Genomic DNA, 15,540 nt, shown 5'->3' on the forward strand with positions numbered 1-15,540 from the left:
AAGATGTGAAATGTCAAAGATAGTTATTTTTAAAGGTAGTCCAAGAAAGAATGGATATACTGCAAAATTATTAGAGCAAGTGGCAAAAGGAGCCAAATCTAAAGGTGCTGAGGTAATCGAGTTTGATTTAAATGATCCTGGAATTCGTGGATGCCAAGGATGTTTTTATTGTCGTACGCATGATGGTTGTGCTATTAAGGATTATCTTCAGCCAATGTATGAGGCTATTAAGGAAGCAGACGCTATTGTATTTGGTTCACCAATATATTATTATCAAATTACAGGGCAAGCAAAGGTTTGGTTTGATCGTACATTTCCAATGTTTGGAGAACATTTTGTACCTAGACATCCAGGCAAAAAGTTAATAACGATATTTACTCAAGGGCACCCAGATCCTAAAATAGGTGCAGAAGGCATTAAATATGCTAATGATATGTTAGAATCATTAGGTTGGAAATTAGAGGATAGTATCCATTACTGCGGAACTAGTGGTGATCCTGATCTATCGGTGTTTGATGAGTTATCTTTAATAGCATTTAAAGATGGGGAAAATTTAGTTGGATAAATTCCTAGCGCACCACCTATAAAATATGCTCAGGTACAGTTCTTTTTGCATCATACAAATTTTTCATCTAGGCTTCACCTGCCTAAACGGTATCATTATTATCTATTCAAGGCTTGTTGAGATGGTTATATTTTTGTCCCCTAAAATGAATCTCTGTAAAATAGAGGCGTAAATAGAAACAGAGCTTTGCCGGGATTAGCGCGGAGGTTTGCTTGACATTACATAATGGTAGGTGGTATAATTTGTAAAAAATAAAGACAGTTTATTTGCACCATCCTGTCTCTAAACAAAACTAGGGCTTTATTAAATATTATATAAATCGATATAGTGTATATCGTATTTTATCAATGTATGATATCAAAAATAGGCATAGTTTATATGCCTATTTTTTTATGGGAAGGATTATAATTTATGTATAGTTTAAGAACGGAACATAGCTTTGATTCAGCACATTTTTTAGCTGGCTATGAAGGAAAATGTAGTAATATACATGGGCATAGATGGCAAGTTGTAATTGAAGTAAAGAGCTTGACATTGCAAACCAATCAGCAGTTGAATGGGATGCTTGTTGATTTTGCGCAGCTAAAGAAAGATATAAAGGAAGAAGTAGATTTTCTGGACCATGCTTTTATTATAGAGAAAAATACATTGAAACCTAAAACAGTTGCGGCATTGGAAGAGGAAGGGTTTCAAATCATCGTGCTGGATTTTCGACCAACGGCAGAAAATATGGCAAAATATTTCTATGATAGAATGGAGCACAGAGGATATCAGGTGAAATCCGCAACCGTTTATGAAACACCAAATAATTGCGCTTCCTATGAGGAGTAAAATTCTAGAAGAGAACTCTTTGTCTATGAATCAAAATACAATGGAGGATTAAAGTGGCACAATATAAAGTGGTCGAAAAATTTGTGAGCATTAACGGAGAAGGTATTCTTGCAGGACAGTTGGCAGTATTTATCAGGTTTCAAGGATGCAATCTTTCCTGTTCCTTTTGTGATACTGCTTGGGCGAATAAGGATGATGCAGAATTTACATTTATGACTGAGCAGCAAATCAAGGATTATATTAAAGAGACTGGTGTCAAGAATGTGACTTTGACGGGCGGGGAGCCTTTACTTGTTCCTGATATATTACAACTCCTTCAACTACTTGCAACAGATCAGTTCTTGCACATTGAAATTGAAACCAACGGAAGTATAGAGTTAAATACTTTTGCTGATATAAGCAATCCACCTGCATTTACAATGGACTATAAGCTTCCGGGAAGTTTAATGGAAGATAAAATGTTAGTTTCAAATTTAACTCTGCTTACCAAAAAAGATACAGTAAAATTTGTGGTGGGAAATAAAGAGGATCTAAATCGTGCAAAGGAAGTCATAATAGCATATGATTTAACAACGAGATGTCATATATATATTAGCCCTGTTTTTGGAAAAATCAATTTAGAAGAAATAGTGGATTATTTAATACAAAACTGTTTGAATGGTGTAACCATGCAGCTGCAAATGCACAAAGTGATATGGAATCCAAATAAAAGAGGCGTATAATTGCACAATTCCATTTGTAAATATAGAAATGAGGTAGAAGAGAAATGGCAATAGACATAGAAGCAATTAGGAAACATATTAGAGGTATTATCGTTGCATTGGGGGATAATCCTGACCGTGAGGGGCTTAAGGATACTCCTGAGCGAGTAGCACATATGTATGAAGAAATATTTGAGGGAATGAATTATAGCAATCATGAAATTTCGGAGATGTTTGATAAAACATTTGAAGAAAATTTAGAATTTATTCAAGATAACCAGGACTTAATTATGGTGAGAGATATTGATGTTTTTAGTTATTGTGAACATCATTTAGCACTGATGTATGATATGAAGGTTTCGGTTGCATATGTGCCAAATGGTAAAGTAATTGGATTAAGTAAAATTGCAAGAATTGTGGATATGGTATCGAAGCGGCTACAGCTTCAGGAGCGAATTGGTTCGGATATTGCCGAAATCATGCAGGAAATTACCGGATCAGAAGATGTTGCGGTCTTGATTGAGGGATATCACAGTTGTATGAGCACCAGAGGAATTAAGAAAGTTTCTGCGAAAACACAGACTGCCACTTTCCGTGGCCGTTTTCAGACAGACGTAGCTTTACAAATACGCTTGCGATAGAACAGATGAGGAGATTAAGTATGAAAGCATTAGTTTTATTTAGTGGTGGAGTGGATAGTACCACATGCCTTGGGTTGGCAATTGATAAATACGGTAAAGAAAATGTAATTGCATTGTCCATATCCTACGGACAAAAACATTCGAAAGAGGTAGAAGCTTCGAGGAAAATAGCAGCACATTATCAGGTAGAATATATCTACTTGGATTTAGCTACGATTTTTGAATATAGTGAATGTTGTCTTTTAGATCATTCAAAGCAGGAAATTCCAAAAGGCGATTATGCGAAACAGCTTAAAACAGCCAATGGGAATCCGGTATCAACCTATGTACCATTTCGAAATGGTTTGTTCTTATCTTCGGCTGCCAGTATTGCTTTATCAAAAGGATGCAGTATTATCTATTATGGTGCACATAGCGATGATGCAGCTGGAAATGCTTATCCAGATTGCAGCAGTTCCTTTCATAATGCAATGAATGAAGCAATATATGAAGGAAGTGGAAAACAGTTACGTATTGAAGCTCCTTTTGTTTCGTGGACAAAAGCAGATGTTGTAAAAAAAGGAATAGAACTAAAAGTACCTTATGAATTGACATGGAGCTGTTATGTAGGTGGAGAGAAATCATGCGGAACATGTGGAACTTGCATTGACCGTGCCAAAGCCTTTGAAAAAAATGGTATCAGTGATCCAGCTATATAGAAAGGAAGTAATTATGAGCGGAAGAAATAACCAAGAAACAATTGGGATTACTCTGTTAGGCAATGAAGGGACGAAATATGAAATGAATTATAATCCGGCGATATTGGAATCCTTTGTAAATAAGCACCTGGAGAATGATTATTTTGTTAAATTTAATTGCCCTGAATTTACAAGTCTTTGCCCAATCACTGGACAACCGGATTTTGCGACTATTACAATAGCCTATGTACCAAACGTTAACATGGTTGAAAGCAAGTCATTAAAACTCTACCTATTTAGTTTTCGCAATCATGGCGATTTTCATGAAGATTGTATAAACGTGATTATGAAAGATTTGATTAAACTATTGAATCCGAAATACATTGAAGTGTGGGGAAAGTTCACTCCTCGAGGCGGTATTTCCATAGATCCTTATTGCAATTATGGACAGGCAAATACCAAATGGGAGGAAATTGCTTTTAACCGCTTGGTAAACCATGACCTTTATCCGGAAAAGGTTGATAATAGATAATTCATATACTTAGTTATGAATGCAGATTCATTGAATATCAAGACTTCGCAAATTCCAGATGATTTGCCGGTTCAAGTCGTATCAACAGGACTTCGTGATATTATGGTTCCGGTAAAAAGCATTGAGTTTTTAAATGTAATCAAATCGGAGATGGAAAAGGTTAAAAAATTTAACCCAAAATACAATGCAGCCGAGTTTCATAGAAGAAAGGGGGTCACGTTGTGGCTAAAAATGATAATATGCTGGCAATCCTGTGGATGCTGAATTCAGGCGTAAAAATGACTGCAAAACAGATATCTGAAAAGCTAGAAATAAATATAAGGACAGTTTATCGGCATATTGATGCACTATGTGCCAGTGGAGTGCCTATAATATCCGACCCAGGTCATAATGGCGGGTATAGCCTGCTGAATAATTTTATCAGAGCACCTCTGCTATTTGATATGGAAGAAAAAAAGGCACTCCTTCAAGCTGCAGTTTTTGCAAAAGAAGCTGGATACCCTTTGAGTGAGGCATTAGGCAATGCGACATCAAAGTTGAAAATGTATTCCAATCAGGAACAGGTAAGTATACTTAACCGTCATTTAGCCGGATTTGAAGTTATAAACCGCAAGGGAGACCCTTCTATTCAGCCGGTATTGGTGGAATTGGAGCAGGCCGTAGAAAACGAATTCTCTGTAGAAATTGATTATCGCACAAGTCGTGAAGAGAGGCCCAAGAATAGGGTGATAGACCCCTATGGAATGGTTTACTGGAACAATAAATGGTATACTGTTGCATTTTGCCACCTAAGGAATGAGATCCGTAGCTTTCGGGTAGAACGGATTCTAATAATCAAACGTACTCAAATAATATTTAAGCGTCCCGAAGCTTTTTCGGCCCGCGAATTTTTTATGCAGAATCTATTACCTGATTTAGTGGGAAAGGACGAGTTAACTTCTTTAATTATTGGAGGCAGGTCAGAGGCATTGGATGACTTATGCCTGCATTGGTTTTTGGGGCATCATCTGAAAGAGAGGACATCAAATCAAGCAATCTTTTTACTTGAGGAAAAATCAATTCATATATATATCCCTTATTTACTCCTATCCTACGGGAAATCCATTCAAATAATCGAACCACAGAGTTTGAAGGAAGAACTTGTTGCTGTTGCGTCGGAGCTAATGGAATATTATCAACTTTAACAGCTTCACTGACAGCAGATGTCAGTGAAGTTGTTTTATAATGAGGATAGTCACTGATTACCGATGGTCGGTATTCCTTGATGAATAAAATAAGGAGAAATTGCAAAATGAATAATACAGTATATCTTTATGTGTTTGACACAATGTCAGACTGGGAAATAGGTTACTTAACTGCCGAGCTGAACTCGGGAAGATATTATAAAAGGGGGCTGCCCCCATCAAAAATAGTTACTGTTGGAATTGAAAAGACTCCTGTAACTACAATGGGCGGATTGAAAATACTGCCTGACATCAAACTGGATGAATGCAGTATTGAAAGCACAGATGCACTGATTTTACCCGGTGGAGATACATGGACAGAAACAATGCACCAACCCATCTTAAAAATCGCGCAGAGGTGTTTAAAGGAAGGTATATTGGTTGCAGCGATTTGTGGTGCTACAATGGGACTTGCTCAGACAGGATTGTTGAATTCACATTGGCATACAAGCAATGATCTGGAATACCTTAAAATGATCTGTCCCACTTACACGGGCGAAAAGTATTACAAAATGGAGTCGGTAGTAACTGATGGAAAACTGATCACCGCATCTGGTATAGCTCCGTTGGAATTTTCTGTACACGTCTTGAAAGCGCTGGGTGTGTTTTCTTCAAAAACATTAGATGCCTGGTATAGTCTTAATAAGACTCATGAATCCAAATATTTCTATGAGCTGATGAATTCAATCCAATGAAGGTATAAGCATAAAATTGATATGTTATGATCATTTCAAGGAGTAGTAAAAATGACTAGAAGCATAAAATATATGGGAGTGTCAGGTAAATATACAAAGAATGGAACACCCAATGGCGTTACATCTATTACCCCATTTATAACGATGAAGAATTCTTCTGAAGCAATAGAGTTCTATAAAACTGTTTTTGAGGTCTAGTTCAAATGAGAGAGCTGTCAAAGGGATAACCTTTCTTAGAAATGGATATTAAATACTATGCAGCTATGTATGGAATACGATATACCCTTATGGTTTAAGCAACCAGAGAGCAGTTTTATCAAAGGCAACAAGGTATATTTTATTTAAAGAAAGTATCAGATTAGCTAGGCTAAGAAGGCTGGGGTAATTCCGATTTGATGCATTGTTGAATAATATAATTGTGATGGAATTCATGCGTTTTATGTATATAATTGTAAATTATATATTTATTATTAGATATGATTGACAATATTAAAAACTATGGATATACTACTACTAGTAGGCAAAGGCGCTAAGGAGGAAATTCTGGTGCCTTTGCTTTTTTATATCAGCTGAGGTGTTGAAAAGAAGATCCCCCATGCACAAAGAGGTGTATTCCACGAAAAAGGTGGAGTACGCCTTATTTTTATTTTGAGGAGGATATTGAGATGAATGTAAACGATATTTTAACACAAGCAAATGCTAATATGTTCAGCATATGGTTTCTGATCGGCGCTGCCTTTGTATTCTTTATGCAAGCAGGGTTCGCCATGGTAGAAACTGGATTCACCAGGGCTAAAAATGCTGGTAACATCATTATGAAGAATCTCATGGATTTCTGCATTGGTACGGTGGTGTTTTTGTTTCTGGGTTTCGGTTTAATGATGGCGGAAGATACCGTAATGGGACTGGTGGGGATCCCTAATCTGGATTTGTTCACCAATTTTGCAGAGTTTAACTGGTCTAGCTTTGTTTTTAATCTGGTGTTCTGTGCTACTGCAGCAACTATTGTTTCTGGTTCCATGGCAGAAAGGACGAAATTCAGTGCTTATCTGATTTATAGTGCAGTCATCAGTGCCGTGATCTATCCCATTGAAGCTGGATGGATTTGGAATGGGGGAGGGTGGCTCTTCAACATCGGATATGTTGATTTTGCTGGTTCTAGTGCCATACACATGGTAGGTGGCCTGTCTGCTTTTATCGGAGCAGCGATATTAGGGCCTCGACTTGGAAAATACACCAAAGATAAGAACGGAAAAACTCTGGTGCATGCGATTCCCGGCCATTCCATTACATTAGGGGCACTTGGAGTATTTATTTTATGGTTTGGCTGGTATGGGTTTAACGGGGCAGCCTGCACCTCAGTGGAACAGCTAGCTCAGGTATTTGGTACAACAACCATTTCCGCAGGATTTGCTACGGTAACAACCATGTTGTTTACATGGTTTAAAAATGGAAAGCCAGATGTTTCCATGACCCTCAATGGTTCCTTAGCTGGATTGGTTGCTATTACAGCTCCATGTGCTAATGTAGATGCTTTAGGGGCAGTGATTATAGGGATTGTAGGCGGATTCCTGGTAGTTTTGGCAGTTGAATTTATAGATATGAAGCTTCATGTAGATGACCCTGTGGGAGCGGTTGCAGTCCATTGTGCAAATGGTATCTGGGGCACTCTGGCTGTGGGTTTGTTTGGAATTTATGATACTGGATCGGTCACAAAGGGATTGTTCTATGGGGGTGGATTCCGTCAGCTAGGGATACAGCTGCTTGGGGTTATTTGCATTCTTTTATGGACTGCTGTGACTATTACAATCACTTTTATTATCATCAAGAGGACCGTTGGTCTGCGTGTTTCGGCAGAAGAAGAAATGGAAGGACTGGATATCAAAGAACATGGACTTTCTAGCTCCTATGCCGACTTTATGCCGGCAGGAAACATGTATTATACTGCGGGAAATAGTATCATTCCTTCCGCGGCTGCATCAACTTTCGGGGAATCCAGCATTCCAGCAGAATCGGTTGCTCCAGCTCCAGTCCTGGATATGAACAAAGATGTACCGGTTTCGGGTAATAAAATCTCTAAAGTTACCATTATCACCCGTCAGGATAAATTGGAGGAATTGAAAACTGAGATGAATCAAATTGAAGTAACTGGAATGACCGTCACGCAGGTTATGGGCTATGGCATACAGAAAGGACAAAAGCAGGTTTATCGCGGTGTTCCGGTAGAAATTAATTTACTGCCAAAAGTTCAGGTAGATATTGTTGTTTCAAAAGTCCCTGTGTCTGAGGTTTTGAATGCTGCTAAAAGAGCACTCTATACCGGCAAAATAGGAGATGGTAAAATATTTGTATATACGGTAGATGATGTATTTAAAGTGAGAACCGGGGAAAATGGTTATGATGCGTTACAAGATGAAGGCTGATTGGTTGAAAACCTGAATAGGAAGGATAAAATAAGCAGCGTGGCTGAAGGTTTTCACGCTGCTTATTAAGCTTAGATATATGATATGGGTGGTTGGATTTACAGATTCATATGATGGATCAAAGCATTTTCAATACAATAAGATTATCTTCTTCCTTGATTTCCGTATGAGGGCCTAGGACGGCCATGACCTTACTGTCTCGGATAATTGCCAAAATATTAATCCCTTCTGACTGTCTGAGCGCCAATTTTTGTAGTGTCTTTCCAGTCCAGCTTTGTTTTGGATGCATCTCAATGATTTCATATTCTTCTGAACGGTGAATATATTCCATTGGATCATTTGTAATAATCTGATAAGCAATTCGTTCTCCCATCTCCATTTCAGGAAGAACAACCCGGTCCACGCCGATGTTTTCCATAATCTTCTTTTGCCGTACGCCATTCGCCTTTGCCAGAACAAATGGAATATTCATTTCCTTTGCAATCATGCAGGTGATGATCGCCGCCTCAAAATCGGAGCTGAAAGCCACAACAACCGCATCAAAATTACCCAACCCTAATTTCGACAACGCCGATGGGTCGGTTACGTCTGCTTCAATGGCGAAAGTGCAATATTCTGTGGCTTCCTGCACTAGGGCTGGATTTATATCACAGCATAAAACCTGTATGCCATTTTCATGTAGGGTAGATGCAATACTGCGTCCGAATTTACCCAGACCAAGAACTGCGATTTGTGCATTTTTGTCAAATTTCAATTTATTCATATAGAGATGCTCCTTTAACCAATCAAAATGTCCTCTTTGGGGTATCGAATGTTGTTATTGGCTACTTCGCCTCTTTTTGATAATGAAATCAAAATTGAAATAGGGCCGGTCCGTCCAATAAACATACATAAAATAAGCAAAAATTTTCCTTGTGAACTAAGAAATGGAGTAATTCCTGTTGTAAGCCCAACAGTACCAAGCGCCGATGCCACCTCAAAGAAAAGATCCACAGTCAGATGGGAATAAGCGTTGTTATGCTCCGTAAATGTTAAAATGGCAGTGCCGGTACTAAGCAGTACCGTCATAATGATGATTATGGTAAGGGATTTTTGTAATAACTGCAAAGGAATATTTTTGTGAAACACGTCTATGGTATATCTTCCCTTTATAACGGACCATACACTGCATATAACAACCGCCAATGTGACCGTCTTAATCCCGCCTGCAGTTCCGCCAGGGGAGCCACCTATAATCATAAAAATACCTGAAATAAATTTTGATGTTTCACTAAGTGATGCCTGATCAATCGTTGCATACCCGGCTGTTCTAAGAGTTACGGATTGAAACATGGCTTTAAGAAGCGTTTCTCCAAATCCGCCATTTCCCCAGAGCTGTGAGTTCCCACGTTCAGCAACTAAGAAATATGCTGTTCCAGTAAATAGTAGAAGACCTGTGGTTATCAAAACCAACTTTGTGTGTAAAGAAAATTTCCATCTTCGTTTGGTCTTCATAGAAAAGTGATTTTTTATATTATGAATAAAATCAACCCATACAGAAAAGCCGATACCACCAATTATAATCAGAAGCATAATAGGAATATTAATCAATACATTGGAGGCAAAAGGGATCAGGCTCTGCTCACCAATAATATCAAATCCTGCGTTGCAAAAAGCAGAGACGGAATGGAATATGGCATAGAGAAAGGAAGTAAGAACGCCAACTCCATCGGTGAAAAAGCCCCAGAAGAGAATGAATGCGCCGATTCCTTCGCAAATCAGGGTTCCTCTTATTACAAACATAACCATTCGCACCATACCGTGAAAGTCCGTATGATTAAAAGCTGTCTGTATCGTAAGTCTTTCTTTTAATGTGATTTTTTTTCCAAGATGAATGCCCAAGTAAGTAATAATAGCAACAAGACCAAGTCCACCAATCTGAATCAGAATTAAAATGACTATTTTACCAAAAATACTCCAGGAAGTGGCTGTTGTGACAGTCACAAGGCCTGTAACGCAAACCGCAGAAGTTGCGGTGAACAGGCAGTCAAGGAATGGAATAGGTCCAGCGGATTCTGTCTGGGAAAAAGGGATTTTCAATAAAACAGCACCTATCAAAATGATCACTAAAAAACTAAGAGTAACTATTTGAGTTGGTGTCATATTTGAACTTAGTTTCTTTAATAGAATGATACCCCTTGGTTTAAACTTGTGAATATCCAAAAAAACTCCTCCTACACAAAGGACATTATATATTCAACGTCTCTATGTCGTAAAAAAGCTGTTGATTACATGATACCCGTTAGTAACTATTTATTTCCTAAATCAATGTGATTATAGCATGGGAAATGATGGAATACAATACGATTTATTTTTAAATCATTCCCTATATCCAGTATGAATTTCGGTTTTAAAATAGGATTGAGTAAAGTAATGTTTATTATTGACATAACCAAATTAATATGATATAAACTATCTAATTAGTTAAATTTGGTTGTTATCGGTTGGACAGGAAACTGTTACAAGTCGTCAGGGTACTCAGGGGGAGGTATCCAGGCTTCTTGTACTCAGTTTCCTTTTTTGTTTTTAAATTTGATATAATCCCCTCCAAATGGCTAATAATATTAAAAAAAGATAGGAGTGATTTAATGTCTATTCGTACCCTATCAGCAATTAGAAATGCTGAAGAGCTATCGATATCCACGGTGAAAGATGCAAAAAAAGAAGCGGACAGGCAAGTCGATCAAAACAGAAGACAGGAAGAGCAAAAACAGCTAAAGAAAATGGAGGATACCCTGTTACATAAGCAGGATATCATGCTGGAAGCAAGGAAGAAAGCCGATGTTCATTGCTCCAGATTAGAAAATGAAAATCAGTCTATTTTAGAAAAATATGAAAGCCCTTCTGAAAGTAAAGTGCAGGAGGTCGTGAATTTGGTTGTTAAGCGGGTGTTAATGTATGGCAATTGAAAAAATGAAAAAGATTTCAATCACGACTTTTCATGATCAGAGCGAAACCCTGTTAAAAGAGTTTCAAAAATCAGGCACGATTCATTTTAAAGATTTGGAATTGCAAAAGCTGCCGGCAGAATATCTTTTCCTATCAAAACAAACGCCTGCAGAGGATTTTGAGTTATTAGAACATAAGGCTGTGATTGATACAACCTTAAAGGCATTAAAACCCTATATGCCCAAAAAAGCCATAACCAGCAAGCGTCCTCGATTGACTTATGAAGAATGCTGTTTATATTTGTGCGATCCTGAATTAAAAGAAATTCACAGGAAAGTAAAAAGCATCTTAGAAAAGAAGGATGATTTGTCTCAGGAGTTAAAAAAGGCAAAATCAGAAAATACACAGCTGGAGCAATATACTTTTATCGATTTCAGTACTACAGACATGAAGCGATTAACAAAAGTAAAAGCATTTCTTATTTCCATTAAGACGGCGAAGCAGGAAATACGGTTTGATCTTGAAAAGACATTTCCTGAGTTGTATATTGAAGAATTAGGTATCGTTAAGCAGGATGCGGTCAGTTTAGTTATAGCGGATCTGGAAAAAAGCCAAGAGGTACAGGCTTATTTTAATCAGCAATCAATACCCATATTGGATTTCACATTTGATAAGCCTCCGCAAGAATTAATAGAGAATAATTTTAGCCGCTTAAATGCTGCAGAATTAGAATTGAGTCAATGCAATGACGATTTAAAAGCTTTGGGGCACATGTACGATAGAATCTTAATAGAGCTTGATGCTGTAAATACTGTTTTAAGCCGTAATCTTGTAATAAATAATTTTTTAAACAGTCGCCATGTTTTATATATGGAAGGCTGGGTACCAGAAAAAGACATCACTGAAATATATGATTTGCTGGATCAGTTGCTTCCGCAGAAATATTATATAGAGACAGAACAGGTCGTGCAGGATGATATGGAAACTCCCATAAAGCTTAAAAATAAGGGGATATTTACTTATTTTGAAAGTATAACAGAAATGTTCAGCCTTCCTGTCTATAATGAGTTGGATCCAACTAGTATTATGACAATATTTTATTTGATATTTTTTGGCATGATGGTAGGGGATGTGGGATACGGATTGATACTAACCTTAGGCTGCTTTTTGGCTTTAAAACTGATTGATTTTAAAGAAAAGATGAGAAAAACCATCAAGATGTTTTTCTATATTGGGATATCCGTCATATTGTGTGGATTATTATATGGAAGTATGTTCGGTATCACGTTTTTCGCTCCGATTCCTGTACAGGGAGGCGGCTATAAACCAATTCTGGATACTCAGACGGATATTGTATTTATGCTGATACTGTCACTGGTGATTGGTGTGATCCACATCTTTAGCGGTTTGGTCATGAAAGGGTTAAATAGTTATATACAAAAAGATTATGCAGGTATCTTCTGTGATTCCATCCTCTGGATGCTCACTTTGGCAAGCGGTGCTCTATTGCTTTTAGCTGGTACTGAGATAATTAAATTTGGTACTCCAAAGCTTTTCGGCATCATTTTTGGAATCTGTATCGCAGGACTTGCGGCTACCCAGGGTAGGAGCAGCAAATCAATTGGAGGTAAAATAGGTGGTGGTCTCTATGGAGTATACGGGCTCACCAGTTATATTGGAGACATCGTTTCTTATACTAGGATTGTAGCTCTTGGCCTTTCGGGTGCCTATATTGCTTTCTCCTTTAATCTGATGTCAGGGCTGATACCTGGAGTAATAGGAAAGATAGTGTTTGGCACGTTGATTGCTGTGTTTGGTCAAACACTGAATTTTGGACTCTCTCTGCTTGGAGCTTATGTCCATAGCTGTAGATTGCAATACGTTGAATTCTTCGGTAAATTTTATAAAGGCGGTGGAAAAGCGTACAAGCCTTTTAAAGTAGAAAATGAGTATATATCATTGAAAAAATCAAATCAGGAGGACTAACAATGACAATTTCAAATTATATTTTGGAAAATGGTGGTTATATTTTCGCTGCTGCGGGTGCGGCTCTAGCGGTAGGTTTGGCTGGCGTGGGATCGGCAAAAGGTTGTGGTATAGCAGGACAGGCAGCGGCAGGCATTATAACGGAAGAACCGGAAAAATTCGGACAAGCTTTGATTTTGCAGCTTTTGCCTGGTACCCAGGGGTTATATGGTTTTATTATTGGCTTTCTTATATTGCTGCAGATTGGAAACAATCCTTCCTTGGCACAGGGGCTTTATCTGTTATTTGCCGGATTTCCAGTAGGTCTTGCCGGATTGCTGTCTGGTATTGCACAGGGAAAAGTATCGGCTTCCGGTATGCAGATTCTTGCAAGAAACCCGGAACATAATACAAAGGGGATTATTCTGGCAGCCATCGTCGAGACCTATGCGATTCTTGGTTTTGTAGCATCAATTATCATGTTATTTGTAACCTACCCGAAATAAAGGACATGTAGCTGAAAGGATGTGAGAACTTGGGTAGTTTAGAAGAGTTAACGGGAAAAATCATAGAAGATGGGAAAATTCAGGCACAAAGACTGATTGATGAAGCCGTAGAAAATAGTAAAAGAGAGCTGGAAGAAAAAGCCCGTGAGATAGAGCGTACCTGCGATAACATAATAAAAGAAGCAGAAGAAAAAGCTGATGAATTATATCATCAAATTTGTGCGGAAAAGGAAATTGAAATAAGAGATAAAAATCTTTTTACGAAACAAAAAGTAATTGATCGGATATTTATGGAAGCATTCGCGCAATTGAAAAATCTGGATATAGAAGGATGTAAGGAACTACTAAGCAGGATGCTTGGGGAAAAGGACTTAAGTAATTATATCTTAATTTTACCAGAAAAATACTTTCAAATGGAGACAGGAATCGATACATTCCTTAACAGCTTTATTGAGAAAGATAAGTTCCCGCTAAAGATTGTGTACAGGTCGTTATCAGGGGGATTTATACTTGACAAGGATGGAATAGAAGAAAACTATACATTTGAAACATGGATTGAAGTAATACGTCAGGAAATGGAACGTGAGGTATTAGATATTTTATATGGAGAGGAGAGGTGAATTTGAAGGACGCCGATTTTATAACTGTTTCAAGCTATATAAGAACGATGGAAAACAGACTTCTTACAAAATCTAAATTGGAAAGCCTCATATCACTCCATAATTTTTCTGATATTATAAAGGGACTCTCACAAGACACGGACTACAACTTTATTTCGGTCAATAATTTAGATCAAGCAGAACATATTTTAAAAGAGGAATGGAAACGAGTGTGTGAAATGTTATATCAGGTGACTCCTCACAATGAGGCAGTTCAGATCCTGTTGTTGCCCTACGAGTTTCACTCCTTACGCCAGACCATGAAAGAAGAAATGTCACAGTCCCATAAGACAATACAGCTTTCCGAAGAGATGAAAAAGATACGATCAGAAGCAGAAGCTCTGGAAGGAAATAATCAAATAAAAGAAATGTTTCTGGATAGAAAAATGTATGAAACTATGATTAAGATCAGTCAGATGCTAAATAGCAATTTTATAACGGAACAAATACAGATGAAGATTGATTTTTATAATATAAAAGCAATGCTTCGAGCAAGAGAGATGAAAAAGGAAGCAGCCTTTTTTGAGTTATGTTATGTAAAAGGCGGACATTTATCAAAAGATGTGTTTCTTCATAACTATTCCGTACCTTTTTCCGCAGTGGCAGCTTCGTTTTCAAAGAAATATTGTAATGTAGAAGTTCAAAAAGGTCTGGAAGCCTATGAAAGCAATCACAATTTTTCAGAGTTAGAGACTCTTTTTCATAATAGCTTAATAAGCAATTTAAAAAATGCCAAATTAATTTCTTACGGCCCAGAGGTTATGTATGCTTATCTTATGGCAAAAGAAAACGAGATTCGGCAAATAAGGCTTCTGCTGACCTGCAAGTTCAGGAACATATCTGATGGTATTTTAATTAGAAAGCTGGGTGAAAGCTATGTATAAAATGGCGGTGGTCGGAGATAGAGAATCAATTCTGATTTTTAAGGCATTTGGTGCGGATATTTTTGCTGTAGACGAAGGAGAAACGTTACAGAATAAAAAACTTATTAATCGGTTGGCAAGTGACGGGTATGCCCTTATTCTGGTTACCGAGCAGGTTGCGAAGCATCTAAGTGATGTGTTGGAGCATTTTAGCAGGGATCTGTTACCAGCAATATCAATCATTCCTTCTGTAGAAGGTTCCTTTGGACTTGCAGAAATGATGCTGAAAAAGAATGTTGAAAGAGCAGTTGGAATGAATATTTTATAGTTT

The 15,540-nt window shown here is 37.7% G+C and carries 18 protein-coding genes; 16 read left to right on the top strand and 2 right to left on the bottom strand.

Going from position 1 to position 15,540, the window contains the following annotated elements:
• The 10 genes from BET01_RS04520 to BET01_RS04570 all read left to right on the top strand — a co-directional run.
• Positions 1-565, top strand: a 565-nt coding sequence (locus BET01_RS04520) for a flavodoxin family protein (RefSeq protein WP_330512377.1), incomplete at its 5' end; no start/stop codon positions are given.
• A 411-nt stretch (positions 566-976) separates the two neighbouring features.
• Positions 977-1,396 (top strand): 6-carboxytetrahydropterin synthase QueD, encoded by a 420-nt coding sequence (gene queD / locus BET01_RS04525; protein WP_120195582.1) that lies wholly within the window; start codon positions 977-979, stop codon positions 1,394-1,396.
• Between the two features lie 53 nt (positions 1,397-1,449).
• Positions 1,450-2,118, top strand: coding sequence for a putative 7-carboxy-7-deazaguanine synthase QueE (gene queE, locus BET01_RS04530; RefSeq protein WP_120195583.1), 669 nt, complete (start codon positions 1,450-1,452; stop codon positions 2,116-2,118).
• Between the two features lie 44 nt (positions 2,119-2,162).
• Positions 2,163-2,738 (top strand): GTP cyclohydrolase I FolE, encoded by a 576-nt coding sequence (folE, locus tag BET01_RS04535; RefSeq protein WP_120195584.1) that lies wholly within the window; start codon positions 2,163-2,165, stop codon positions 2,736-2,738.
• 20 nt (positions 2,739-2,758) lie between these two features.
• Complete coding sequence (gene queC, locus BET01_RS04540; RefSeq protein ID WP_120195585.1) at positions 2,759-3,436, top strand: 7-cyano-7-deazaguanine synthase QueC; 678 nt, start codon at positions 2,759-2,761, stop codon at positions 3,434-3,436.
• A 13-nt stretch (positions 3,437-3,449) separates the two neighbouring features.
• On the top strand, positions 3,450-3,947 hold the full coding sequence (gene queF / locus BET01_RS04545; RefSeq protein WP_120195586.1) for a preQ(1) synthase: 498 nt from the start codon (positions 3,450-3,452) through the stop codon (positions 3,945-3,947).
• Positions 3,948-4,168: 221 nt separating this feature from the next.
• Positions 4,169-5,131 (top strand): helix-turn-helix transcriptional regulator, encoded by a 963-nt coding sequence (locus BET01_RS04555; protein ID WP_120195587.1) that lies wholly within the window; start codon positions 4,169-4,171, stop codon positions 5,129-5,131.
• A 107-nt stretch (positions 5,132-5,238) separates the two neighbouring features.
• Entirely contained in the window at positions 5,239-5,865 is a 627-nt protein-coding gene (locus tag BET01_RS04560; protein WP_120195588.1) for a type 1 glutamine amidotransferase family protein, read from the top strand.
• A 51-nt stretch (positions 5,866-5,916) separates the two neighbouring features.
• Positions 5,917-6,063, top strand: coding sequence for a hypothetical protein (locus BET01_RS04565; protein ID WP_207667565.1), 147 nt, complete (start codon positions 5,917-5,919; stop codon positions 6,061-6,063).
• A 467-nt stretch (positions 6,064-6,530) separates the two neighbouring features.
• The gene (locus tag BET01_RS04570; RefSeq protein ID WP_120195589.1) at positions 6,531-8,288 is read left to right on the top strand and encodes an ammonium transporter; all 1,758 of its coding nucleotides are present in this window, start codon (positions 6,531-6,533) and stop codon (positions 8,286-8,288) included.
• 118 nt (positions 8,289-8,406) lie between these two features.
• On the opposite strand, the gene BET01_RS04575 is transcribed toward BET01_RS04570, so the two are convergent.
• Together BET01_RS04575 and BET01_RS04580 are read right to left on the bottom strand one after the other, a co-directional pair.
• Positions 8,407-9,051, bottom strand: a complete 645-nt coding sequence (locus BET01_RS04575) for a potassium channel family protein (protein ID WP_120195590.1) — start codon at positions 9,049-9,051, stop codon at positions 8,407-8,409.
• 14 nt (positions 9,052-9,065) lie between these two features.
• Positions 9,066-10,490 carry a TrkH family potassium uptake protein gene (locus tag BET01_RS04580; RefSeq protein ID WP_120195591.1) on the bottom strand — a complete coding sequence of 475 codons (1,425 nt, stop codon included), beginning with the start codon at positions 10,488-10,490 and terminating at the stop codon, positions 9,066-9,068.
• 425 nt (positions 10,491-10,915) lie between these two features.
• Here BET01_RS04580 and BET01_RS04585 point away from each other — a divergent pair, with 425 nt between their 5' ends.
• The 6 genes from BET01_RS04585 to BET01_RS04610 are packed head-to-tail and all read left to right on the top strand — an operon-like array spanning position 10,916 to position 15,537.
• The gene (locus BET01_RS04585; protein WP_120195592.1) at positions 10,916-11,236 is read left to right on the top strand and encodes a hypothetical protein; all 321 of its coding nucleotides are present in this window, start codon (positions 10,916-10,918) and stop codon (positions 11,234-11,236) included.
• A complete protein-coding gene (locus BET01_RS04590) occupies positions 11,226-13,202 on the top strand; it encodes a V-type ATP synthase subunit I (protein ID WP_120195593.1) in 1,977 nt (658 codons plus the stop codon). The genes BET01_RS04585 and BET01_RS04590 overlap by 11 nt, the downstream gene beginning before the upstream one ends.
• A 2-nt stretch (positions 13,203-13,204) precedes the next feature.
• Positions 13,205-13,687, top strand: coding sequence for a V-type ATP synthase subunit K (locus BET01_RS04595; protein WP_120195594.1), 483 nt, complete (start codon positions 13,205-13,207; stop codon positions 13,685-13,687).
• 29 nt (positions 13,688-13,716) lie between these two features.
• The gene (locus tag BET01_RS04600) at positions 13,717-14,307 is read left to right on the top strand and encodes a V-type ATP synthase subunit E (protein ID WP_120195595.1); all 591 of its coding nucleotides are present in this window, start codon (positions 13,717-13,719) and stop codon (positions 14,305-14,307) included.
• A complete protein-coding gene (locus tag BET01_RS04605; protein WP_147422795.1) occupies positions 14,304-15,230 on the top strand; it encodes a V-type ATPase subunit in 927 nt (308 codons plus the stop codon). Before BET01_RS04600 ends, BET01_RS04605 begins: the two co-directional genes overlap by 4 nt.
• Positions 15,223-15,537 carry a V-type ATP synthase subunit F gene (locus BET01_RS04610; RefSeq protein WP_120195597.1) on the top strand — a complete coding sequence of 105 codons (315 nt, stop codon included), beginning with the start codon at positions 15,223-15,225 and terminating at the stop codon, positions 15,535-15,537. The genes BET01_RS04605 and BET01_RS04610 overlap by 8 nt, the downstream gene beginning before the upstream one ends.
• Positions 15,538-15,540: the final 3 nt, after the last annotated feature.

This window comes from Lacrimispora algidixylanolytica, from assembly GCF_003609635.1.
In the GTDB taxonomy this organism is placed as follows: Bacteria; Bacillota; Clostridia; order Lachnospirales; family Lachnospiraceae; genus Lacrimispora; species Lacrimispora algidixylanolytica.